Raw genomic sequence first — 21788 nt, 5'->3', positions numbered from 1 at the left:
CCAACTAAGCTCAGGCTCCAACAAAAAAACCAGAGCTTGCCGCCATGGCCCATCCCACCGAGACCTTCCGCGCCGGCTACCGCGCCGCCGTGAGCGCCCGATACAACCCCTGGCTGCACGCCAGTTTCGTGCTCGGCTACGGCATCGTCTGCATCGCCCTGGCCTGGTCCTCCACCACGCACATCACCGCGCTGCAGTGGCTGACCGTGCCGCTGACGCTGGTGTTTTTCAACCTGTGCATCTACCTCGTACACCGCCACCTGGGTCATCACAAACACAGCCTGGCCCGGCTGTTCTATGCGCGCCACACGGGTGACCACCACAGTTTCTTTACTCCCGGCCACATGACCTATGACAGCCCGCGAGACTGGCGTGTGATTCTATTCCCGGCCTGGCTGATCGTGCTGCACAGCCTGACGATCACCCTGCCCGCCTGGTGGCTGCTCAAACAATTGAGCCCCAACGTCGCCGGGTTGTTTGCCGGGTGCATGATCCTTGGGTATTTACTTTACGAAGTGTTTCACGCCTGCGAACACCTGCCCGCCGAGCACCCGGTGGCGCGCTTGCCATGGATTCGCCAGATGCACCAATTGCATGCCCTGCACCACCGCCGTGAGCTGATGCAGGGGCGCAACTTCAATATCGTCCTCCCCCTGATGGATTACCTGTTCGGCACCCTGCACTGGGAGCCGAACGCCCACGACAACCAGGAATAGTCATGAGTACCCGCCCCAAAAAACTGCGCCATTTGCTGTTCGTACTGCTGCTTGCAGTCATCGCTTTTCTGCTGCTGATGCCCACCAAAGTGCAACCGGTGAACTGGTCGCCGCCCAAGGCGCCCTCGCTCAAAGACGGCGCCTACGCCGAGAACCAGCGGCTCAAGGGCATTGAAAAAATCGGCGCACAGGACATCGCCGGCCCCGAAGCCTTGCTGCTCGACCCCCAGGGCTTTCTGATCAGCGGCCTGCAAGACGGGCGCATCATCCGCACCTCGCCGGACAGTCACACGCTGGAAGTGCTCGCCAACACCGGCGGCCGCCCGCTCGGCCTGGCGTTGCACCCGGATGGGCGCTTGATCATTGCCGATGGGGTCAAGGGGTTGCTTGCCCTGGATGCCAATCGCCAACTCAAGCCATTGAGCAGCAGCGCTGACGGCGTACCCTTTGGCCTCACCGACGATGTGACCGTCGATGCCAGCGGGCGCTATGCCTACTTCAGCGACGCATCGAGCCGCTGGGGCTATGGCCAGGACGGCACAGCGGTGATCGAACATGGTGGCGACGGCCGGTTGCTGCGCTATGACTTCAGCAACGGCACCACAGAGGTGTTGCTGGACCGGCTGCAGTTTGCCAATGGCGTGACCCTGGGGCCGGATGAAAACTACGTACTGGTGAATGAAACCGGCGCCTACCGTATCAGCCGCTACTGGCTCAAGGGCGAGCGCAGCGGCACCCATGACCTGTTTATCGACAACCTGCCCGGCCTGCCGGACAACCTCAGTTTCAATGGCCGCGATCGCTTCTGGGTTGCCCTGTATTCGCCGCGCAACCCGTTGCTGGACGGTTTCGCCGGCTACCCGCTGTTGCGCAAGGTGATGGTGCGCGCACTGATGGTGGTGCCCAAGCCCATCGAGCGTAAAGCCTTTGTGCTGGGGCTGGACATCGATGGCAAGGTCATCGCCAACTTGCAGGATGGCACTGAGGGCAATTTCTCGCCGGTCACTACCGCACGCGAATACGGCGACTGGTTGTACCTGGGCTCGCTCACAAGTACCAGCATGGCGCGCCTGCCGTTGAAGCTGGCGCTGGCCGGCGAATAACAAAAAGGGGCAGCCTGTTCAGGCTGCCCCTTCTGATTTACATCACGGTATCAATGGATGATGTCTTGGGTGCAGATGTGCCCAAAGGTCACATACTGCACGTTATCACCGCCGACACCCACGCCCGGGAACTCGTCCAGCTCGATACGCCAGCCGCCGAAGTTGAAGGTGGTGTCCCAGGTGTACTGCACGCCGGTGCTGCTGTCCGGGTACTGCACACGGTTATCGCCAAAGCAGGTACCGAGCGCAGCACTGGCCTGGGATGTGCCGGCACTGTTGGTGGTGGCCTTGAAGTCGGTCCAATGAAACTCGGTGCCCTCAAAGCGCTTGTCGACACGCAGCACAGGTGTGACGCCCAGCAGCGGCGCGCCCGTGGAATCGGACCAGTTGGTGGTCCAGTTCAATGTGCGCCCCGCCTGAGTCGCCATCCAGAATATCGATGCCGGCACCCGCACGATGTTGTCACCGGTTACCTGCGAGGTGTTCAGCCGTGGCGCAGAACCGAGGCTCAACTTGTAATATTTGCTTGGATCCTGCGTCACGGCCGGGTTGGCCCGCACACGCACCTTGACCGTCGTACCCGGCGTGACGCTCGGGTAGGTGGACGTAGAGCCGGCCGGTACGACGATCCAGTTGACGCCATCAAAGCGCTCGAAGATCCACTGGTTACGGCTGCCACTGTCATCGCCTGCCAGGTACATGCTCACGGCCTGGCCACGCACGGCCTTGAAGTCGAAGTAATCGACGTCGTTGGCGTTGTCGAGGTTGCCGCTCACCTTGTTCATGGTGTCCGGCAGCGCAAAAGCGTCCTGCGGTGTGTCGTTGGGCTCGAAGGCATCGATGTTGGTGTCTACCGCCACGCCGAAACTGAACTGCGCGTTGGTGGCGGTCTTGGCCACCATGTACCAGTAGTAGTCACCAGCCGGCAGCACGCCGTCGATGTATTCATCGGCATTGCCGGCGTTATCGGCGGTGGCCAGCAGTTGCAGGTTGCCTTGGCCGTCGTCGCGGAACAGGCTCAGCGACATGTCGGCGCCGGCACTCTGGTTGATCAACTGCACCAGCACCCGCGCGCTTTTTGGCAGGTTGAAGTGGTAAGGGAAATCCTGGCCCGTTTGCACTTCGCTGATGGTGTAGAGGGTGTTGATATCCAGGGTCGGAAACAGCGGAACAAAGTCGGCGACCGCTGCACTTTTCAGCTCGCTCTGGCTCGGCTTTTTCAACGTGCCGATGACGGTGTTGAACGGTGCGGACCTGGCCGCTTTAGTGACCGCCTTGGTCTTGCCGTCCCGCGCCTCCAGCAGCTTTTGCCGCAGCGCCTCCGAAATCGGCACCGCAGTGAGCGTGCCGCCAGGTTTGAGCGCGTCAATCTCGCCTTGGCTGACTGTGCCGGGGGTGAGTTTGGGAAGGGTCAGGTCGGCCAGGGCAGAGGCCGAGATAAAGCAGGAGGCCATCATGGCCGCGCCCAGCATAAGGGCTTTGGTTGGTTTCATTTTTTATCCATCCATAGTTAAAAAATTGAAGCTCAGGTGATCGGTGACATCCGGTCACCTGGGATGGAATGTAGAACAATACTGTATGCATGAACAGTATTTTTTAGAAAAAATTAACCTTCTTCAAATAGGTAAGTCACCCCACCTGCGCCAAACGGACCAGACCACGGTTGTGATCAGCCAGGTAAACCCCAGGTAATAGGGCCATAACACCCAGCGTTTGAGCGCTAAAGGCACAGACGCCAGTTCGGCCTCGGTCACAACACCGGCTTTCACGTGGCGCTTTGAATCGGACAGAAACTCAAAAATCAGCAACATGCGGTACTGCCTGTCAATCCACTCCTTTCGTCTCCAAAAACGTTTGTTGCCACGAACCCGCTCGTTGTGACTGAAGTAACTTTCCACCTCATCGAGTTTTGTATATTCGGCAAAAAGCATCAGCCCCAGAACGACGAACATCCAAACAAACCACACAATTGAGTAGACCAGAAAAAAATCCATGGTTACGCGCCCTCTGGCTCGAAGATCAAATCACCATTGACCTCCAGGATTTTCCCACCCAGAAGCGCTCCATAATCACCACCTTCATTGCCTACGCCATACCCTCCAGCGGCGCCTCCAATAACGCCACAGGCAAGCGCACCATTCCCCTTCATAGAAATACCCAACACAATGTTGCATGCACGACGAGCGATGGCTGCACCATATTTTCCGCCCACAGCGGCACCTGCCACCGCCCCCACCAACCTTCCCGTTTCCACATACCTCGCCCTTCTACATTGCGCCTCCCTTCCCATCCCGCACGCCTCCTTGATCTCTAATCCTGCTGCTCCCACATCCAATGCCAACCCCACATAAGTGCCCTTCCCCAACCACTTCGACACCTGCGCCACGTCCCCGACCCGCTGCGCATACCCCGCAATCTCACCCTTATGCAGAAAGCTTTTGGTCGATATCCCTAGCACCTTCTTCAACGATTGATTGCCCCGCAACCCCGTGCCAAACCTCGCCGCGCCTTGCAGTTGCGCGTCCAACTGCCGAAACAGCCTTTGGCGCTGACGAGCAAACTCTCCCCGCTCCAACCCACCGCCCTTCAACCGCTGATGCAAGCGCTCAATCGCTTCCAGGGTCTGCGCCACCTCATCCAGATGCCGTGCCCACGCCGACGTGGCGCTGCCGATACCAATCGAGCCGTTCGCCAGCAAGCTCTGCAGCAAATCGTAGTTATTGATTACCGCCGAACCGGCCGATGGCTCCAGCCCCCAGCGAATCTGCTCGCCATAACGCATCAACCAAGCTTCTTCACTGCGACAGCTGAAGCTGAAGTCGTCAGGGATAATTACCAGTTGCCCCGGTGTTACCAGGCCAGTACGTAAGTGCCGGTTCAACACGTCAAAGTGATCAGAACGCTGACGATTTGGCGCCCCGCCCATCGCCCTGGATTTCAAACTGCCGTAGTCCGTTGTGCGGTCATTGATGAACCCCTGCGCCATGCCTTCCATCCCGGATGCAATGAAGATGGCGTCGGAATATAGGCAAGCACAGGCGGCCCGCACACAAGGGCGGGCGCGGGAAATCACATTTGGGAAGTTGCCTACTCGGCAGAGAAAAATCGCCTACAAAAACCCGCGATTAATATCCGGTCATCTCCAGATACCCCACACCACCGTCAAACTGCACCGGCCCTTCCCAGTACGGGATGCTCAGGTTCATCCACGCCTTCGGGTTGACGGCCTGGGGCGTGATATCCAGTTGCTTGCCGGGAATTTTCAGTGACCAGCGCGTAGGAACAGTGCGCCCGTCAACCTCGGTGGTGGCCAGCGGTGTGAGTTGAATATCGGCGTTATGCAGGGTCTGGGTGTGCCCTTGCTGGTCGATCCAGGTGCCGGTCAGGTAACCCGTGCCGTCCTTTTGCCGCACGCGAAACAGCATCAACTGCTCGCCACGGTCCAGGTGCAGGGAGAACCAGTCCCAGCCGGTCTGGCTCGCGGCCAGGGGCTGGCTGCTCCATTCGCGGTCGAGCCAGGCCGGGCCGCTGACCTGGTAGGTGGTGCCGTCGAGAGTGACATTGCCTGCTGCGGTAAAAAACGGCTGGCTGTAGTAGTAGGACGCCTGGCCTTGATCGGATTTGCGGCTGTAGCCGTTTTCACCCTGCAGCACCAATGGGCGGCTGGAAGTCAGTTGCAAGTCGTAGGCAAACTGTGGGCCTGTGGCCTTGAGTTGCATATCGGCCAAGGCGCTGGCGGCATCGGGCCGGGTGGCAAAACTCCAATCGTCGAGCCAGGCAGTGAATGGCGCTGCCTGGGCGCCGGCCTGGCCAACACCGCCACGGGCGTAGCGCTCGGCGGCGTAATGCCGGGTGGCGGAGGTGACGGCGGCGTGGCCCAGCCAGATCGTCGAGTCACGCCAGCCCGCATGTACCGGCCCGGCCTTGAGCGCGTTGCGAAACAACGTCCATTGCACGCCGAACACATGGCCTTGGGCATCCTTGAGGTTGGCGGTGACGTACCACCATTCGATGCGAAAGCCGGGGTGCGGGCCGTGGTCTTCGGGAAAGCTGAAGACCTTGCCAGGCACCACCTGGGCGAAATCCGCCGCTTCACTGCCAAGGCCGGCGAAGCTTTCCTGCGGCGCGGGGGCTTTGTCGCAGGCGGTCAATAGCAACACGGCGGCCCAGCACCAGGGGTTAATCTTCATGGGCAAAGGTCCTCAGCAAATCCGCCGGGCGGCTGCGGTACAACTGCCACAGCGGCCAGGCCGAGGCCAGCAGCGTGGCAAGCATCGCCAGCCCCAGCAATTGCGCCAGCTGCCACGGGAACACTTGCAATGGCAGGCGCCAGCCGAACGCCTGCACATTGATCACCGCGTCCAGGCACCAGGCCAGCAGCAGGCCCAAGGGTAAGGCCAACACCAGCGTCAACACCGCCAGCAGCCAGGTTTGGCCGAGGTTGAGCAGCATCAGTTGCCGGCGCGTCACGCCCAGCGCCCACAGCGGTGCGAGTTGGCCAAGGCGGCTTTGGCTCTGGGTCAGCAGGCTGATAAACAGCGCCACACCGGCGACACCCAGGGTCAGGCTGTTGAGTGCCGCGGTGGCGGCGAAGGTGCGTTCGAACACCTGGCTCGACCAGCCTTTGAGCTGCTGCTGATCGACGATGCGGCTGTCCTCCAGGGCAAAGGCGCGCCGCACCTCCTGCACCAGCGCCGGCACATTGCCGGGCAGTACGCGCAGGTTGAAGCGCGCCGGTGCCAGGCCCGGCCAGTGCGCCAGCAGGTGTTGCGAATTGACCAGCAGATGGCCCTTGGGGTTGCCGTAGTCGGCGTAAACCCCCACCACTTTTGGCGACCACACGCCTTGCGGCGTGGGGAGCTTGATGGCGTCGCCCAGGCCCACCTTCAAGCGGCGCGCCAATTGCTCGCTGAGCATCACGCTATCGCCCTCCAACAGTTGATCCCACGGTGCGCTGACGGCTTGCAGCAGCGGCCAGTGCTGGCGATAGGTCGGATCGTCGACCACCCCGAACACATCCGCCGGCCAGCCCTGCAATTGCACCGCCACCTGCCAGGTGGGCAGCACCGCCTGCACCAGCGGTTGCCGCGCCAACCAGGTGGAAAGCTGCTCAGCCTGGGCCGGGTTTTGCGGGTTGAGGTACAGCTCGGCGGTAAGGCGTTGTTCCAGCCAGTTATTGAACGTCTGGCGAAACCCCGAAGTCATGGAGCCCGCACCAATGTTCGCCGCCAGGGCCAACAGCAACGCCATCAGCGCCAGGCTCAAGGCCGGCAACTGCTGGCGGCAGTCGGCAAGAAACCACTGGCCCAACACCGAACGGCTACGTCCAAGCACCGCCGTCAACAGGCCATTGAGCACCACCGGCAGGCCGAGCGCCGCGCCCAGCAGCAAGGCTGCCATCAGCACAAACCCGGCGGCGAGGCTGTTACCCCACCACAGCGCCAGCATTGCAATCGCCAACGCAGTAGCCGCCACCCAACCCTGACGTCGCAGCCAACGCCGGTGCGCCTCGTGCCAGGCCTGGGCATTGGCCAGCGCCAGCAAGGGCAAACGCGACGCGCGCCACAGGCTGCTGGCGCCCGCCAGCAGCGCGCCGAGCAGGCTCAAGCCCAAGCCGGCCAGCCACCACCACGGGCTGAGGTTTAATTGGCCCGCCACCTCGGCGCCATACAGCCCGCGCAGGCTGGCGGCCACATCCGGGAGCAACAGGCTGGCCAGCAGGTAACCACTGATCACACCCAACACGCCACCCAGCAACGACAACACGCCCAGCTCAACCGCCAGGCTGACGATCAGCAGGCGCGCGCTGACCCCACAGGCACGCAAGGTACGCAGCAAGCCAAGGCGTTGCTCCAGGGCCAGGCCGATGGCGGCGTGGACAATAAACAGGCCGACTACAAAGGATAAAAAACCCAAGGCATCGAGGTTCAGGTGAAAGCTCTCGGTGAGGCGCGAGAGGTTGTTGTCCTCGCCTTGCTTGAGTTGCAGCGCGGCGGGAGGCGTCGGGTGGGTGGCGGCAAATGCCTTGTCCACCAGCAGGCGCGACAGACGCCCCGGCATGTCCAATAACGGTTGGGCGAAGCCGATATCGGTCAGCAACAGGCCGGGAGCCATGTCAGGCTGAACCTGCAATGGTGGCAACCGTTGCCCGTTCGCCGTCAACGGTCGCGCACCGGCCTGCAACCCCAACGCCTGCAAGGTTTGCGCGGCGATCCAGGTTTGCCCAGGCGGGTTGAAAAACCCGAGCATCTGCGCCTGGCTCAAGCGCTGCCCCGCCACGGCACCGCCAGCGGGCAAGGACAACGGCTCGATGCCCATCAATTGCAGGCGCAGATCTTCATGCCCCTTGAGCTGCAGCCGCCCCTGCACCACCGGCGACACCGGCCAGCCGGCGCGGCGCAGTTCGGCAAACAGCGCTTGCGGGAAGCTCGCGCTGTCCGGCGCAGTCAGGCTGGCTTGGGGCTCACCGCCAATCAGTTGGCTGGCACGTGCATAGCTGTCGCGCGCCTGGCTGTTAAGGGCTTGCACGCCGGTCAACAACGCGGTGGCCAGCCACAAGCCGGTGAGCACGCTGAAGAACTGCACCGGGTGTCGTCGCCAATGGCTCAACAATGCGCGCAGCGCCCAATAAAATACCCTCATCTCATGCGACCACACGACCACGCCGCAACACCACCTGGCGGTCCAGGCGCGCGGCGATGCGCGGGCTGTGGGTGACCATCAACAGGCTGGTGGGGCTGTCTCGCAGCAGGTCTAGCAGCAATTGCAGCACGTCATCGCTGGTGGCCTCGTCGAGATTGCCGGTGGGTTCATCCGCCAGCAACAAGCCGGGGCGCGAGGCCAACGCACGGCCCACCGCAACCCGCTGCTGTTGGCCGCCGGAGAGTTGTTCGGGATAACGCTTGAGCAAATCGCCCAGGCCCAGGCGCTCAACCAGTTGCGCCTGCCATTGCGGGTCGAAGCGCCCGGCCAGACGTGCCTGGAACGCCAGGTTGTCGTCGACACGCAAACTGCCGATCAGGTTGAACTGCTGGAACACCAGGCCGATTTCGGTACGCCGCCAATGCGCCAGTTGCGCCTCGCTCAGTTGGTCCAGGCGCTGCTCGCCCACCTGGACAGTGCCACTGTCCACACGGTCGAGCCCGGCGACCAGATGCAGCAACGTACTTTTTCCGCTGCCCGACTCGCCCATCAGCGCCAGGCTGCTACGCTCTCCCAGGTACAGGTCGACACCCGCCAGCACCGGCAGTGGACCTTGCGGGGTGGCGTAGCTTTTAACAACACCTTGCACCTGCAACATAAACACGCTCGTTTAAAGGACTGCAAACGAGCATAACGGCTGGTTGACGGCCCCACGCAAATTTTTCACATGGATTTCACCGCTTGCCCACCCTCGCCCCTCTAAATTGCCCGCCATGCGTCGCTAGACGGCAACTTGTTAGTTACCGCCCACGGCAACTTTTAACCGTCGGATGTTCAGCCAAAAGACAGCAGCGCTATGACACGCTCCGCTTCAACTACGGGCATCCGTCAGTGCGTTGCGCCTATTTGAATAAAACACTGAAGACAGTGCCCATGGTGAATGATGTGGTTGACCTTACCCTGACCAAACCGCGCTCACGCCGGGGCTATCTCAAGCGCCTGCGAAAGTGGTGGGCGGGCCTTGCCGTTATCGGCTTGCTGCTCGCCGGTTTCCTGGTGTGGCCGTTCTCGCCGCGCGACCTGAGCGTCGGCAATCGCCTGCTGACCTCACAAGTGCTGCCGGCCTGGCGTAATGGCGACCTGATCGTGCTGGTGCGTCACGAAGAGCGCTGCGACCGCTCGCCCAATGCCTGCTTCGGCGCACCTGAAGGCCTGACGACCGTCGGCACCCAACGCGCTGAAGAAGTGGGCAAGGCCTTCAAACTACTGGGCCTGGAAAACAGCGACATCGTTGCCAGCCCGGCCTTGCGCACGGTACAGACCTCGCACTTCATGTTCGGCAAAGCCGAGCTGACCGCTGGGGAAAAGACCATCTGTGGCGAGGACATCGATGAAGAACTGCTCAGCCGCAAACGACCTGGTCGTAACCTCGTCTTTGTCACCCACAGCGGCTGTATTGCCGACTTCGAAAGCGCCCTGGGCTACCCCCATGCGACGTTCTCCGAGTACGGCAGTGCCCTGTTCGTGCGCGTACTGGCCAACGGCAAATTCGAGACGCTTGGCATCATGAAAGGCCCCGCCTGGGCCGCCGTACTTAAAAAGCTATAGACACTTTTTTACCTATAACTTTCTTCATGTTCAGCAAAACGACAGCCCTGTTCTGGCATGTTCAACTGCGCCCGCTACTATTGGACGTCATGAATACTTTCATCGACTTAGTGAACTTAGTGATTCTTCCTACAAACTTTTACACATCTGCTTACTTCGCCATTAAACGTCAAGGAGCGACGTTTTCATGACTCGACTGCTTAAACCCTTACCTCTATTGCTATTGGCCTTCGCGGTATTCTATCTACTGCCCATGGGCCTGCACGGTTTGTGGATCCCGGATGAAACCCGCTACGCCCAGATCAGCCAGGAAATGCTCCAGAGCGGCAATTGGGTCGCACCGCACTTCATGGGTGTGCGCTATTTCGAAAAACCCGCCGCCGGCTATTGGCTGATCGCCCTCGGGCAGGCGGTGTTCGGCGAAAACCTGTTCGGTGTGCGTGTGGCTTCGGCCTTGACCACCGGCCTGAGCGTGGTGCTGGCCTACCTTATCGCTCGCCGCCTGTGGAACGACCCGCGCAAAAGCTTCGCCTGCGCCCTGCTCTACATGAGCTTCGGGCTGGTGGCTGGGCAAGCAGGTTATTCCAACCTCGATCCGCAATTCACCTTCTGGGTCAACCTCAGCCTGGTAGCGCTGTGGTTTGCCCTCGACAGCCGCACGCCGCGTAGCCGCCTGGGTGCCTGGGCAGTGTTGGGCGTGGCCTGCGGCATGGGCTTTATGACCAAGGGCTTTCTGGCCTGGCTGTTACCCGTGCTGATCGCCGTGCCCTATATCCTCTGGCAGCGCCGCCTGGGCGAATTGTTGCGCTACGGCCCGCTGGCCATTGTGGTCGCCGCGATCTTGTGTGTGCCGTGGGCCTTGGCCATTCACTTGCAGGAGCCTGACTACTGGCGTTTCTTCTTCTGGCACGAGCATATCCGTCGCTTCTCTGCCGAAAATGCCCAGCATGCGCGGGCCTGGTGGTTCTTCCTGCCGATCATGGTGGTCGCCTGCCTGCCCTGGGCGGCGTTGCTGCCGGCCACACTGATCAAGACCTGGAAAGACAAAGCCCAGCCGGCCATCGTGTTCCTGGCGCTGTGGCTGCTGTTGCCCCTGGCCTTCTTCAGCATGAGCCGCGGCAAATTGCCGACCTACATCATGCCGTGCCTGCTGCCACTGGCCTTGTTGATGGGCCACGCGCTGATCGACTTGATCCAGCAAGGCAAGGCCCGCGCGATCCTGATCAACGGGCTGGTAAACGCCGTGATTGGCCTGGCGGCGATGGTGGCATTGATCTACCTGCAAATCAGCAACCCGATGTACGGCAACAGCCACGCGGAGATGTTCAGCCTGTCCCTGGCGTTTATCGTGTTGCTGGCCTGGATCCTCGCCAACCTGCTGCAAGCGCTGCGCCCGCTGACCCTGTGGGCAATGCCGGCACTGGGCATCGGTTTGCTGGTGGCGTTGCTGCCGGCGGGCATGCCGGAAATGATCACCGATACCGAAATGCCCGACCAGTTCGTGCTTGAGCATCTGGATGAATTGCAACAAACCCATGCTTTGATCAGCAACGAGTTGGGCTCTGCATCGGCCTTGTCCTGGCGCCTGGGCCGCACGGAAGTGGCGTTTTACGACACCGAAGGCGAGCTGCGTTATGGCCTCAAGTACGCCGACTCGGTGCACCGCAAGGTCGACCTGGACAGCGTGCGGACCTGGCTTGCGCAGGCGCGCCAGCAAGGTTCGGTCGGTGTGCTGATGCGCGTGCGCAGCACCAGCGAACACCGCGAAGAAGGGCAACTGCCACCGGGTGGCAAGCGCTATCGCAAAGGCGCCCTGCTCTTGATTATTTATCCGCAGCTTCCCTAACGTTACGTCTGCCTTGAGAGCCGCCCATGAGTGTCTTCAAAACCGAACGCGGCGCCCTGGTGCTGCTGCTGGGCGTCTCGTCGCTGCTCCTGCTGCTGGGCCTGGGCAGTCGCGACTTGTGGGGGCCGGAAACCCGCTGGGCCAACATCGCGTTGCAGATGCTGCAAAGTGGTGATTACTTCGACCCCTACCTCAAGGGCGCGCCCTACTACGACAAACCCCTGCCCTCCTACTGGCTGATCACCGGCTTCGCCAACCTGATGGGCGGGCTTGGCCCCTGGTCGCTGCGTTTGTCGTCGGTGATTGCGGCGTGGCTGAGCATCTGGCTGGTGTACCTGATCGGCGAACGCCTGTTTCGCAAAGGCACCGGGCTGATTGCCGGCTGGATGCTCGCCACCACCTTCTACTTTCTGTTCTGGGCGCGCGTGGCCACGGCCGACATCCTCACCGTGTGCGGCGTGCTGGCGGCGGTGTGGTGGTATTGGCGCGGGCCGGACGACACGCGGCTGGGGCGCTACACGGTGTTTTTCCTGCTGCTGGCGGCCACCTCGCTGTTCAAAGGTTTGATCGGTTTTGTGCTGCCGGGCCTGGTGCTGCTGCCGCACCTGCTCAGCGAGCACCGCTACAAGCGCCACCTCAACCTGCGCCTGCTGCTGGCCATGCTGATTGCAGCGGCGTTTTATGCGATTCCCTTCGTGCTGTCCCACCTCTACGGGGCGCCGACTTACGGCGAGAGTGGCCTTGAACTGGTGTTCAAGGAAAACGTCGTGCGTTTCTTCGACCCGTTCGACCACATGGGGCCGATCTACACCTACCTGATCTACCTGCCCGCCTACACCTTGCCCTGGGCACCGTGCTGGTTGCTGGGCCTGTGGCTGGCGCTGCGCAACTGGCGCCACACGCCACCGAACGTGCGCTGGCTGGTGTGGGGCCTGGGCCTGCTGTTTGTATTCTTCACCGCCAGTGGCAGCCGGCGCAGCTACTACGTGCTGCCGCTGGTGCCTTTTGCCCAGTTGTTGGCGGCCTGGTGGTTGAGTGAACGCCTGGAGCAAAAAACCGCCAGCTGGCCGCGTTGGCAAAAAGGCTTCGGCTTCACTGCAGGTCTGCTGTTGCTGGTGCTCGGAGGGATCTATCCCTGGGTCAACGGCAATGGCGGCGTGACCCGCTTCGCCGACGACGTACAGGCCGAGGCGGTCAAAAGTGCGCCGTGGAATCAATGGCAGATGGTGATGGTAGAAGTCGACAACAAAGTGCCGATGTACCTGCAAAATGGCGGCAAACCGTTCTACTACGTCAGCGAGACCCAGGACTTCCCGCGCCAGGGCGACAGCGCCGCCTTGATGGCCTGGCTGGAAAAAACCAGCGGCCAGGGCTTCGACCCGCAGCACACCATTATCGTCGCGCAGTATTCCAAGGAAGACCCGACGCCGCTGGCCTACCTGGGCGCGGATCACACGGTGATCACCACACAGCCGGATAATGGCGAGCGGTTGTTCCAGAAGCGCTCGGGGGGCAGTGTGGCGTTTGTTCCTACGCCACGCTGACGGCATTATCGGCGTCACCCTGCCTGGAACGCCGCTAGCGCTTCTCAAACACGGCATAACCGACATAAGCAAAATCCGACAGCCGCCGCGCTTCAGAACCGGGGTAAGTGAAATGGTCACGTGTCAGGTAAGACGCAGGAAGGTCAGGAACGTCCTCCACCCTTCCGTCTATTTCGCCGTTACTGGCCGTGGAATGGGCGCCGCCTTGCTGATCAATGAATTCAAGGAGGTGTTCAGCATTCGCGGCACTGGCTGCGCGAACATCGGCGGGTAACCGGGGGTCGTTCCAGTCACCGCCTACGAGCACTTTGAAGGCGAGCCGTTCGTTCGCGTCGAGCACGTTATCAAGTGCCTTGAACAAGGGATTCACAGTGATTGCCTGCACCGCGCGTCGGTCACCTGCTGCGCGGCCGTGGGGGGCAGGCTTTGGCCAGACGACCCCACGACCGCCCTCCCCCAGTACGCGGTAGCCTTGCTCGGCGAACTGAGTCAGGCGGTCCACCTCGGACGCAAACCCTTTTATACCCTGCACGTCCAGGCGCCCATCCCCTGGATAACTGCCTTTGACCCGGCGCAGACAGGGGTCGTTGTCGATGTGGTGGATCACCCGCGCCAGGCGATACATGGCGTCGGCGCGCGACACGGGGTCTGGGTTGGCGGCGGTAAAGTCGCCCACCTGTCGCTTCAAGTGGGTGATCAATCGGGTTTGGCGCTCACGCCTTTGTGGGTTCCAGCCATAGGCGCGTGACATGATGCCCGTGCCCAGCATGGGGTTGTCCTTGTAGATTTGCGTCGCTGAGCGTTGATCATCCGCCGGCCGTGTTTGCGCGCGCGTCGGCAGGCTGGAGGTGTCGGCCTCTGTGCGAGGGGTAGGCAACGTCGGCGCGCGCGTCTGTATGAAAGGCTGAAAGTGTCCAAGCGTTGGGGTCATGAGCCAGGTTGTCCATCAAAATCCAACGGCGTCGAAACGCTGACGCCGACGTTTCAGGCGAAACTGCACAGTGTGTTGGTGGTGACGGCAAAAAAGGTTCCATCGGAACCTGCGGTTGATGGCGATCGTTCCCACGCGCAGCAAAGGAACGCCTCTTGGGACGCGCTGCGTCCCTCCACCATTGCGCACTTGCGACGCGGAGCGTCGCGGGCTGCATTCCCACGCGGAGCGTGGGAACGATCAAATCGGGTCCGGCGGTTGATGGCGTTTGGTCATGGTTTGTAAAAGGCCAGCAAGACGCATCCCTTTTAATTGCAGGACGTTTCCTAGACAATCCCTGCCGCCTTGTGCCTGTTGGAATCGATGGCTAGTCTGCGATCCGTCACTGCTCATCAGTGATCGGGTTTAGTCGCCCGCTAACATCACGCGCACGGTCTTCTACCGATTTTTATGGTGGCTGTGCGTAGGGCGCCTTCGGGTGCGCCGGGTTTCGTGATGACCGGTCGACTAACCTGCGCACAGCCGCCACCCATTCGCTTAGTCGCGACGGGTGTCGACTCCTAATCATCACGGAGTTACACCATGAAAAAAGTCGTCCCCGACCCACCCCGCAATTGCACCAAAGACCGCGCCGCCTTCAATCGCGCCATCGACCATTACCTGCCCTCCAAAGGTGTTCAAATCGAAGACCTGAGCTTCGAAGACGCCCTGCTCTACACCGCCAGCTTGCTCGACAGCGCTTCAGCGACCGCTCTCAATTGCGGCGATCTGCTGGCCAGCCCCCAGCGGGCGAAGATTCTGGCGGTGTGGCATTTGCTGGAGGTGGCCAAGACCACGGTGGACCGCTCTATCGAGTGCCTGAACCCTCCAAAACCAACTGCCTGACTGTGGTCTAAAAATGTGGGAGCTGGCTTGCCTGCGATAGCCATAGGTATCTACACAACCGGTTTTGTGGCAGGTGGGCTGTTGTGGAGAAATTGGCTGCCTTCAAACGTTGTGTAGATACCCATGCTGCGATAGCGGCGTATCAGCAACAGAGGCGTTGCCTGAACTACCGCTATCGCGGCGATGCGGCGACCCGACAAGCCCGGCTCCCACATTGCCCGCCTCCAGGCTTCAGATCCGGCGGCGGCGGTTGAGTTGGGGGATCGCGGTTTGCGGCACGTCCACGCGCTGTACCTGAGCAGTGGTACAGGCTGCCAATTGCGCCAACGTAGGCTGGCTGAACAAGGTGCGCGCATCTACTTCCAACCCAGCCTTGCGCATCCGTGCCACCAGGTTCACCGCCAGCAACGAGTGCCCGCCCAATTCGAAGAAGTGGTCGTGACGCCCTACCCGCGCAAGCTTTAACACGTCGGCCCAGATGCCCGCCATCAGGGTTTCCACCTCACCCACCGGAGCCTCATAGGCGCGACTCACCACCGCCTCCAACCCAGGCTCCGGCAGGGCTTTGCGGTCGAGTTTGCCAGCCGGGTTAAGCGGCCATTCATCAAGCTGCACAAAGGCCGCCGGCACCATGTATTCAGGCAACTGTTCCAACACGTACGCACGCAAGGCTTCCAGGCTTGGCGCTTGCCCGCGCAGGGTAAAGTACGCCACCAAACGCTCATCACGAATCAGCACCGCCACGTCCCGCAGCGCCGGGTGCGCGGCCAGGCGCGATTCGATTTCGCCCAGCTCCAGGCGTACGCCCCGCAGCTTGACCTGAAAGTCATTGCGCCCCAGGAACTCAAGGTTGCCATCGGGCAAGTAACGCACCAGATCGCCGGTGCGATACAGCCGATCACCGGCCACAAACGGGCTGTCGATAAAGCGCTCGGCGGTCATCTGTTCCAGGCCCAAATAACCCCGCGCAACGCCGACGCCGCCGATATGCAGTTGGCCGCTGACGCCCATGGGCACCGGCGTGTCATGTTCATCCAACACATACAGGCGGGTGTTGTTGATCGCCCGACCAATCGGCAGTTGCACGGCCGGCACGGCGGCGCCGGGTTCCAGGGTCCAGGCGCTGCTGTCCACCGTGGCTTCGGTGGGGCCGTAGACGTTATGCAAACGCACGTTGGGCAAGCGTGCCTGCACGCCTCGGGCCAGGGCTTCAGTGAACTCACCGCCGCCGCAGAGCACGTCGGTGAGGCTGGTGCACAGCGCGGATTCTTCCAGTTCCAGAAACTGCTGCAACATCGCCGGCACGAACTTGATCACGCTGATCTGTTGCTCGCGGATCACCTGGGCCAGGTACGCCGGTTCACGGTGCCCATCGGGCCGTGCGAGCACCAGGCGCATGCCATTGGTCAGCGGCCAGAACAGCTCCCACACCGAGCCATCGAAGCTGAACGGCGCACGTTGCAACAAGGCGCCGCCCCGGGCATTCGGGCACAACCGGGAGCCCCAGTGCATCAGGTTGCTTAAGCCCCGATGCTCGATCATCACGCCTTTGGGCGTGCCGGTGGAACCGGAGGTGTACATCACGTAGGCCAGGTTGGCGACGCTCAAACCGGGCACCAACGGGTTGCCGCCAGGTGCCTGGTTCCAGGCGCAGCGGTCGAAGTCGATCACGGGCATCGACACCTCGCCGGGCAAGTCACGGGTGGCCGCGTGTACCAGTAACGCCACGGGCTGGCTGTCGCTGAGCATGTAGGCCAGGCGTTCGCGCGGGTAGCCAGGGTCCAGCGGCACATAGGCGCCACCCGCCTTGAGGATCGCCAACAACCCCACCACCAGCTCCAGCCCGCGCTCGACGCACAGGGCCACACGCGAATCCGGCTGGACGCCGCGCTCGCGCAGGTGAAAGGCAAGCTGGTTGGCACGCTCGTTGAGCTCGCGGTAGGTCAACTGCCGTTCGCCGGCCTGCACCGCAATGGCATTGGGAATCTGCCGCGCATGGGCTTCGAACAGGGCTTGGACGGTGAGGGTTTCGGGGTAGTCGGTGTGGGTCGCATTAAAGTCCAGCAACTGCGTTTTCAGTTCGCTGGCCGGCAGCACCTGTACCTCGCGCAGGGGTGTGGTCGGCGCGTGTTCAAGGGCTTCCGCCAGGCCGCACAACACCGTCTCGATATAATCCAGCAAGCGCTCGGCACCGACCTTGCGCGGCGCCTTGGCCGTGAGGCGAAAGCCGCTGGCGACGTCGTCGACCGTCAGCATCAGCGGGTAGCTGAGGATGTCTTCGCTGCTGAGCAGCGCAATGCCCGGCACCAGGTTCAGGTCCCTGTCCGCCGCCGTGTGCCGATAGTTGAGCAGGCTGTTGAACAGCGGCGATGCACCGCTGCAACGCTGGGCCAGGGCCAGCGATGCCTGTTCATGGGCGACCAGCGCGCTCAGTTGCGCATGGGTGTCTGCCAGCGCAGCGACCACGCTTTGCCCGGCCAGGCGCACGCGCAGCGGCAAGGTGTTGATGAACATGCCCAAGGCACGGTCGGCGCCCTCGCCGGCTTGCAAACGGCCGAGCAACACGGTGCCGAACACCACATCATCGCGGCCCGCGACCCGGCTGAGTACCTGGGCCCAGGCCAGGTGAAACAGGCTCGCGGCACTCACCCCAAGCGCTCGCGCCTGGGCGCGCAGGCGCAGGTTGAGGGCGTCTGCCAGGGGCCGTTCGGCCGCTTCGATGTCGGCGCGATTGGCCTGGCGCTCCTGCAAGCCGAACGCCAGGGTCGGCTCGTCAACGTCGGCCAGGCGCTCGCGAAAGAACGCCTCATGGGCCGCCTGGCGCGCTGCCGAGCGGGCCTGCGCGACCACGTTGCGGTAAGGCACCGGTTCCGGCAATTGCGCCTGCTGGCCCAGCAAGTGGGCGCGAATTTCATCCACCAGCACAGTGGTCGAGGTGGCGTCGTTGACCAGGTGATGGAAGCGCAACTTGGCGACCCAGCGCTGGTTGTGCGGCTCCTCGGCGTAATCCAGTGCCATCAGCGGCGCCTGGCGCAGATCCAGCGGTGCGTGCTGATCCTGCAGCGGTTCGACGCGCAACTGCGCCTGGCGCCACACCACTTGCATCGGTTGTTCAAGCGCATCCCACACCAGGCTGGTGCGCAGAATATCGTGACGGTTGATCACCTGCTGCAACGCTTGGGCAAACGCCTCCAACTGGTCGCGACGGGCAAAACTGAACAGTGCATGTTGCTGATAGGGGTCGCGCGCGTCCGTGAGGTGGTGGTACAGCAAGCCCTCCTGCAACGGCGCCAGCGGGTAGATTTCCTGCACATTGGCAGCCCCACCGGGGATGCCGGCGACGATACGATCCAGGCTCGGCTGGTCGAGTTCGGCCAGTGCGAGCATGTCCGGGGTGATGTGGCTGCAACCTGGCGCAATACGATTGCCCGGCACCTGTACCTCACTGCCTCCACTGACCGCCGCCAGCGCGGCGAGCGTCGGCTGGCCGAACAACACCTGCACATCGGCATGCAAGCCGGCCTGGCGCATGCGCTGCACCAACTGCACCGCCAACAGCGAATGGCCGCCCAGTTCAAAGAAATGGTCATGGCGCCCCACTTGCTGCACCTGCAATAGTTCAGCCCAGATCTGCGCCAGCAGGGTTTCCGCGCCTTCGTACGGTGCTTCGAACTGGCGCGTGACAAAGGCTTGCTGGGTGGGCGCAGGAAGCGCCTTGCGGTCGAGCTTGCCGTTGGCGGTCAGCGGCATCGCCTCCAACTGCACATAGGCTGCCGGCAGCATGTAATCGGGCAGCGAGGCTTGCAGATGGGCACGCAACGCTTCGATTTCGACGCTGTGCCGGGCGACAAACCAAGCCAACAACTGGCCCTCGCGACACTGCACCACGGCTTCCTGGACCGCCGGATGGCTGGCCAGCGCGGACTCGATTTCCCCCAGTTCGATGCGCACGCCACGGATTTTCACCTGGTCGTCATTGCGGCCCAGGTACTCAAGGTTGCCGTCGGGCAGCCAGCGCGCCAGATCGCCGGTGCGGTACATCCGGCCCTCGCTGAACGGGTCATCCACAAAGCGCTCGGCGCTCAGTTCAGGCTGGTTCAGGTAACCCCGCGCCACACCCTTGCCGCCGATATACAGCTCCCCCGCCACGCCAATCGGCACCGGGCGCCGCTGTTCATCCAGCACGTACACCGTGGCATTGTCGATCGGCGCGCCGATGTGCAGCGCATGGCCCGCCTCGACGCGCCCGGAGGTGGCGACCACGGTGGCTTCAGTGGGGCCGTAGTTGTTGATCACGTCGAAGGTTTGTGCGCGGCTGAAACTGCGCAGGCGGTCGCCGCCGATCAGCAGGGTGCGCAGGGTCGGGTGTTGCAGGCGCTGGCTGAAGGTGTACTCGGCCACCGGCGTCGGCAAAAAGCACACGTCCAACGGCTGCGCACGCCACCAGTCGAGCAGCGCGTCGATGTCCTGGGCGTCGTCCTGTGCCGGCGCCAGGTGCAAGGTCGCGCCCACGCATAACGCCGGCCACACTTCCCAGGCCATTGCGTCAAAACCGAAGCCGGCCACGCTGGCCGTCTGGCTGCCCGCGTGCAGGTTGAAGGCGCGGCAGTGCCAGTCCACCAGGTTCGACACGGTGTGGTGCTCAACCATCACGCCTTTGGGCAAACCGGTGGAGCCTGAGGTGTAGATCACATACGCGAGGTTCGACGGCGTGACCGCCACCGGTGGGCTGTCACTGCGGCCATGCGTCGGCAGGTCCAAACGGATTATCGGCACGTCGAGCATCGGCAGGCGCGCCAGCACGTTGTGCTGGGCCAGCACCGCCACCGGGGAACTGTCGTGCAGCAGGTAGCTCAGGCGCTCGGCCGGGTGAGCCGGGTCCACCGGTACGTAGCAGGCGCCGGCCTTGAGGATCGCCAGCAACCCGGCCACGGTGTCCAACCCGCGCCGCGCCACAATCGCCACACGGTCATCCGGCTGCACGCCATGTTCGAGCAATTGGTGGGCCAGGGCATTGGCCTGTTGATCGAGCTGGGCGTAGGTCAATTGCCGGTCCTGATGCACCACCGCAATGGCGTCAGGCGTGCGCGCTGCTTGCGCCTCGATGCGCCGATGCAGGGTTTGCGCGCTGGCAGGCGCTTGTGCGGTGGCATTCCACTGCTGCAACCGGAGCTGTTCGGCCGGCGTCACCAAGGCAAACTCAGCCAGCGTCAACGCGGTATTTGCCAACCCCTGCTCCAGCAGCCAGGTAAAGCGCTGCGCCAACGCCTGCACCTCGTCCTCGCGAAACCACGCCTCGTTGTACACGCAGTGCAGGCAAGCAGTGTCCTGGTAACGGTTGCTGCGCAGGTGGAAGGCAATCGGCAGCGGCTCGTGGTAGTTGGATACCTTGACCGCGCGGGCCTGGACCTGGCCGAAGCGCAGGTCGTGATCGTCCTGCTCAAAGGACACCGACAAATCAAACAACTGGCCGCGATCGGTACGGCGCAGGCCTAGTTCACGGTTCATCTCGCTCAGGGGAAAACGCTGGTGGCGAAAGTCCTGCTTGAGCTGGTCACGCACACCGCGCACTACCGCGCTGAACGGCAATTGCGCATCGAACTGGAAACGCACTGCACTGACCTGGGTGAACAAGCCCACGGTGGAACGAAAACGCGCGTTGGAACGGTTGAGAATTGGCAGCCCCACCACCCACTCTTCACGCTGGCTGGTGCGGGTGAAATACACGTACAGCGCCGCCAGCAACACATGGAAGGCCGAGGCCTGGTAACGGTTGGCGACTTGCTCCATGCGGTTGAGCAGCACCACCGGGAACGGCTCCACCCAGGTGTTGCTCGACGCCGGGGCATTGTGGCGCGGCGTCAGCAACGGCTCGGGCAGCACCTGGTATTTGTCCAGCCAGTACGCGCGGTCACGGGCGTAACGGGCCGATGCCTGGTAACGCAGGTCCGTGTCGATAAAGTCGATATAGGACGGGGCGTACGGCTCCGGTTGCCGCCCCTGTTCAAGGTCCGTGTACAGCCGGGCCAGGGATTGCAGCACCTGGCCAAAGCCCCAGCCATCGAGAATCAGGTGATGGGCCTGGATGCCGAGGCGGTAGTGGTCGTCATCGAGCTTGACCAGGACAAACCGCAATAACGGTTCACCACTCATCGCATAGGGCCGGGCCATTTGCGCTTGCATCAGCGCCTGGCTCGCGGCCTGCGGGTCTTGCAGCGCGCAGAAGTCGTGCCGTTGTACCTGCACCGTCAGCGCAGCGTCGAAGGTCTGTCGAGGCAAGCCGTCGGTATCGGTGTGCAACTGGGTGCGCAAGGCATCGTGCTTGGCCACCAGCAGCTCGGCGGCGCGCTGGATCAGTTCCGGCACCAAGGGGCCGGCGAAATCCATATAGCCGCCAATGTTGTATAGCGGCGAGTCGCCTGCTCGCAGTTGGTCGAGCCAGATGTCCTGCTGGGCGGCAGTCAGGGGGAAGCTTGGGGAATGCTTCATAAGATCCTTCTCAATAGGAGTCCG

14 protein-coding genes are annotated in these 21788 nt (G+C 62.4%); 6 read left to right on the top strand and 8 right to left on the bottom strand.

The features are described 5' to 3' along the window. The first annotated feature begins 44 nt into the window (after nucleotides 1–44). Nucleotides 45–716, top strand: a complete 672-nt coding sequence (locus AB4P96_RS12605) for a sterol desaturase family protein (protein WP_017139555.1) — start codon at nucleotides 45–47, stop codon at nucleotides 714–716. A 2-nt stretch (nucleotides 717–718) separates the two neighbouring features. After that, on the top strand, nucleotides 719–1819 hold the full coding sequence (locus tag AB4P96_RS12600) for an SMP-30/gluconolactonase/LRE family protein (protein ID WP_169988698.1): 1101 nt from the start codon (nucleotides 719–721) through the stop codon (nucleotides 1817–1819). 50 nt (nucleotides 1820–1869) lie between these two features. On the opposite strand, the gene AB4P96_RS12595 is transcribed toward AB4P96_RS12600, so the two are convergent. From AB4P96_RS12595 to AB4P96_RS12570, 6 genes are all read right to left on the bottom strand, one after another. Next, on the bottom strand, nucleotides 1870–3312 hold the full coding sequence (locus AB4P96_RS12595) for a hypothetical protein (RefSeq protein ID WP_099549973.1): 1443 nt from the start codon (nucleotides 3310–3312) through the stop codon (nucleotides 1870–1872). Nucleotides 3313–3435: 123 nt separating this feature from the next. Beyond that, entirely contained in the window at nucleotides 3436–3813 is a 378-nt protein-coding gene (locus AB4P96_RS12590) for a hypothetical protein (protein WP_017139558.1), read from the bottom strand. 2 nt (nucleotides 3814–3815) lie between these two features. Then, the gene (locus AB4P96_RS12585) at nucleotides 3816–4805 is read right to left on the bottom strand and encodes a hypothetical protein (protein ID WP_169988693.1); all 990 of its coding nucleotides are present in this window, start codon (nucleotides 4803–4805) and stop codon (nucleotides 3816–3818) included. Between the two features lie 139 nt (nucleotides 4806–4944). Continuing rightward, nucleotides 4945–6009 carry a lipocalin-like domain-containing protein gene (locus AB4P96_RS12580; protein WP_169988691.1) on the bottom strand — a complete coding sequence of 355 codons (1065 nt, stop codon included), beginning with the start codon at nucleotides 6007–6009 and terminating at the stop codon, nucleotides 4945–4947. Continuing rightward, a complete protein-coding gene (locus tag AB4P96_RS12575) occupies nucleotides 5999–8461 on the bottom strand; it encodes an FtsX-like permease family protein (protein WP_395600832.1) in 2463 nt (820 codons plus the stop codon). Before AB4P96_RS12575 ends, AB4P96_RS12580 begins: the two co-directional genes overlap by 11 nt. 1 nt (nucleotide 8462) lies before the next feature. Continuing rightward, entirely contained in the window at nucleotides 8463–9119 is a 657-nt protein-coding gene (locus tag AB4P96_RS12570) for an ABC transporter ATP-binding protein (protein ID WP_017139562.1), read from the bottom strand. 275 nt (nucleotides 9120–9394) lie between these two features. Between AB4P96_RS12570 and AB4P96_RS12565 the strand changes: the two genes are divergently transcribed. From AB4P96_RS12565 to AB4P96_RS12555, 3 genes are all read left to right on the top strand, one after another. Then, the gene (locus AB4P96_RS12565) at nucleotides 9395–10069 is read left to right on the top strand and encodes a histidine phosphatase family protein (RefSeq protein ID WP_026013879.1); all 675 of its coding nucleotides are present in this window, start codon (nucleotides 9395–9397) and stop codon (nucleotides 10067–10069) included. A gap of 187 nt (nucleotides 10070–10256) precedes the next feature. Continuing rightward, a complete protein-coding gene (gene arnT, locus AB4P96_RS12560; protein WP_395600831.1) occupies nucleotides 10257–11915 on the top strand; it encodes a lipid IV(A) 4-amino-4-deoxy-L-arabinosyltransferase in 1659 nt (552 codons plus the stop codon). A gap of 26 nt (nucleotides 11916–11941) precedes the next feature. Further along, nucleotides 11942–13459: an ArnT family glycosyltransferase gene (locus AB4P96_RS12555; RefSeq protein ID WP_395600830.1), complete on the top strand. Its 1518-nt coding sequence runs from the start codon at nucleotides 11942–11944 to the stop codon at nucleotides 13457–13459. Nucleotides 13460–13493: 34 nt separating this feature from the next. Here AB4P96_RS12555 and AB4P96_RS12550 read toward each other — a convergent pair whose 3' ends face one another. Continuing rightward, nucleotides 13494–14336, bottom strand: a complete 843-nt coding sequence (locus tag AB4P96_RS12550) for a hypothetical protein (protein ID WP_170040434.1) — start codon at nucleotides 14334–14336, stop codon at nucleotides 13494–13496. Nucleotides 14337–14972: 636 nt separating this feature from the next. Between AB4P96_RS12550 and AB4P96_RS12545 the strand changes: the two genes are divergently transcribed. After that, complete coding sequence (locus tag AB4P96_RS12545) at nucleotides 14973–15275, top strand: DUF6124 family protein (protein ID WP_236461107.1); 303 nt, start codon at nucleotides 14973–14975, stop codon at nucleotides 15273–15275. A gap of 231 nt (nucleotides 15276–15506) precedes the next feature. Here AB4P96_RS12545 and AB4P96_RS12540 read toward each other — a convergent pair whose 3' ends face one another. Continuing rightward, a complete protein-coding gene (locus AB4P96_RS12540; RefSeq protein WP_395600829.1) occupies nucleotides 15507–21764 on the bottom strand; it encodes an amino acid adenylation domain-containing protein in 6258 nt (2085 codons plus the stop codon). Nucleotides 21765–21788: the final 24 nt, after the last annotated feature.

This window comes from Pseudomonas sp. B19125, from assembly GCF_044218855.1.
Classification (GTDB): domain Bacteria; phylum Pseudomonadota; class Gammaproteobacteria; order Pseudomonadales; family Pseudomonadaceae; genus Aquipseudomonas; species Aquipseudomonas edaphica.
This window is presented reverse-complemented; position numbering and strand designations above follow the sequence as displayed.

Coding starts and splice junctions, on each gene's coding strand:
- AB4P96_RS12580 (WP_169988691.1), bottom strand. CDS start 6,009: ATGAAGATTAACCCCTGGTGCTGGGCCGCCGTGTTGCTATTGACCGCC.
- AB4P96_RS12595 (WP_099549973.1), bottom strand. CDS start 3,312: ATGAAACCAACCAAAGCCCTTATGCTGGGCGCGGCCATGATGGCCTCC.
- AB4P96_RS12590 (WP_017139558.1), bottom strand. CDS start 3,813: ATGGATTTTTTTCTGGTCTACTCAATTGTGTGGTTTGTTTGGATGTTC.
- AB4P96_RS12575 (WP_395600832.1), bottom strand. CDS start 8,461: ATGAGGGTATTTTATTGGGCGCTGCGCGCATTGTTGAGCCATTGGCGA.
- AB4P96_RS12555 (WP_395600830.1), top strand. CDS start 11,942: ATGAGTGTCTTCAAAACCGAACGCGGCGCCCTGGTGCTGCTGCTGGGC.
- AB4P96_RS12565 (WP_026013879.1), top strand. CDS start 9,395: ATGGTGAATGATGTGGTTGACCTTACCCTGACCAAACCGCGCTCACGC.
- AB4P96_RS12600 (WP_169988698.1), top strand. CDS start 719: ATGAGTACCCGCCCCAAAAAACTGCGCCATTTGCTGTTCGTACTGCTG.
- AB4P96_RS12605 (WP_017139555.1), top strand. CDS start 45: ATGGCCCATCCCACCGAGACCTTCCGCGCCGGCTACCGCGCCGCCGTG.
- AB4P96_RS12545 (WP_236461107.1), top strand. CDS start 14,973: ATGAAAAAAGTCGTCCCCGACCCACCCCGCAATTGCACCAAAGACCGC.
- AB4P96_RS12585 (WP_169988693.1), bottom strand. CDS start 4,805: ATGGCGCAGGGGTTCATCAATGACCGCACAACGGACTACGGCAGTTTG.
- AB4P96_RS12570 (WP_017139562.1), bottom strand. CDS start 9,119: ATGTTGCAGGTGCAAGGTGTTGTTAAAAGCTACGCCACCCCGCAAGGT.
- AB4P96_RS12540 (WP_395600829.1), bottom strand. CDS start 21,764: ATGAAGCATTCCCCAAGCTTCCCCCTGACTGCCGCCCAGCAGGACATC.
- arnT (WP_395600831.1), top strand. CDS start 10,257: ATGACTCGACTGCTTAAACCCTTACCTCTATTGCTATTGGCCTTCGCG.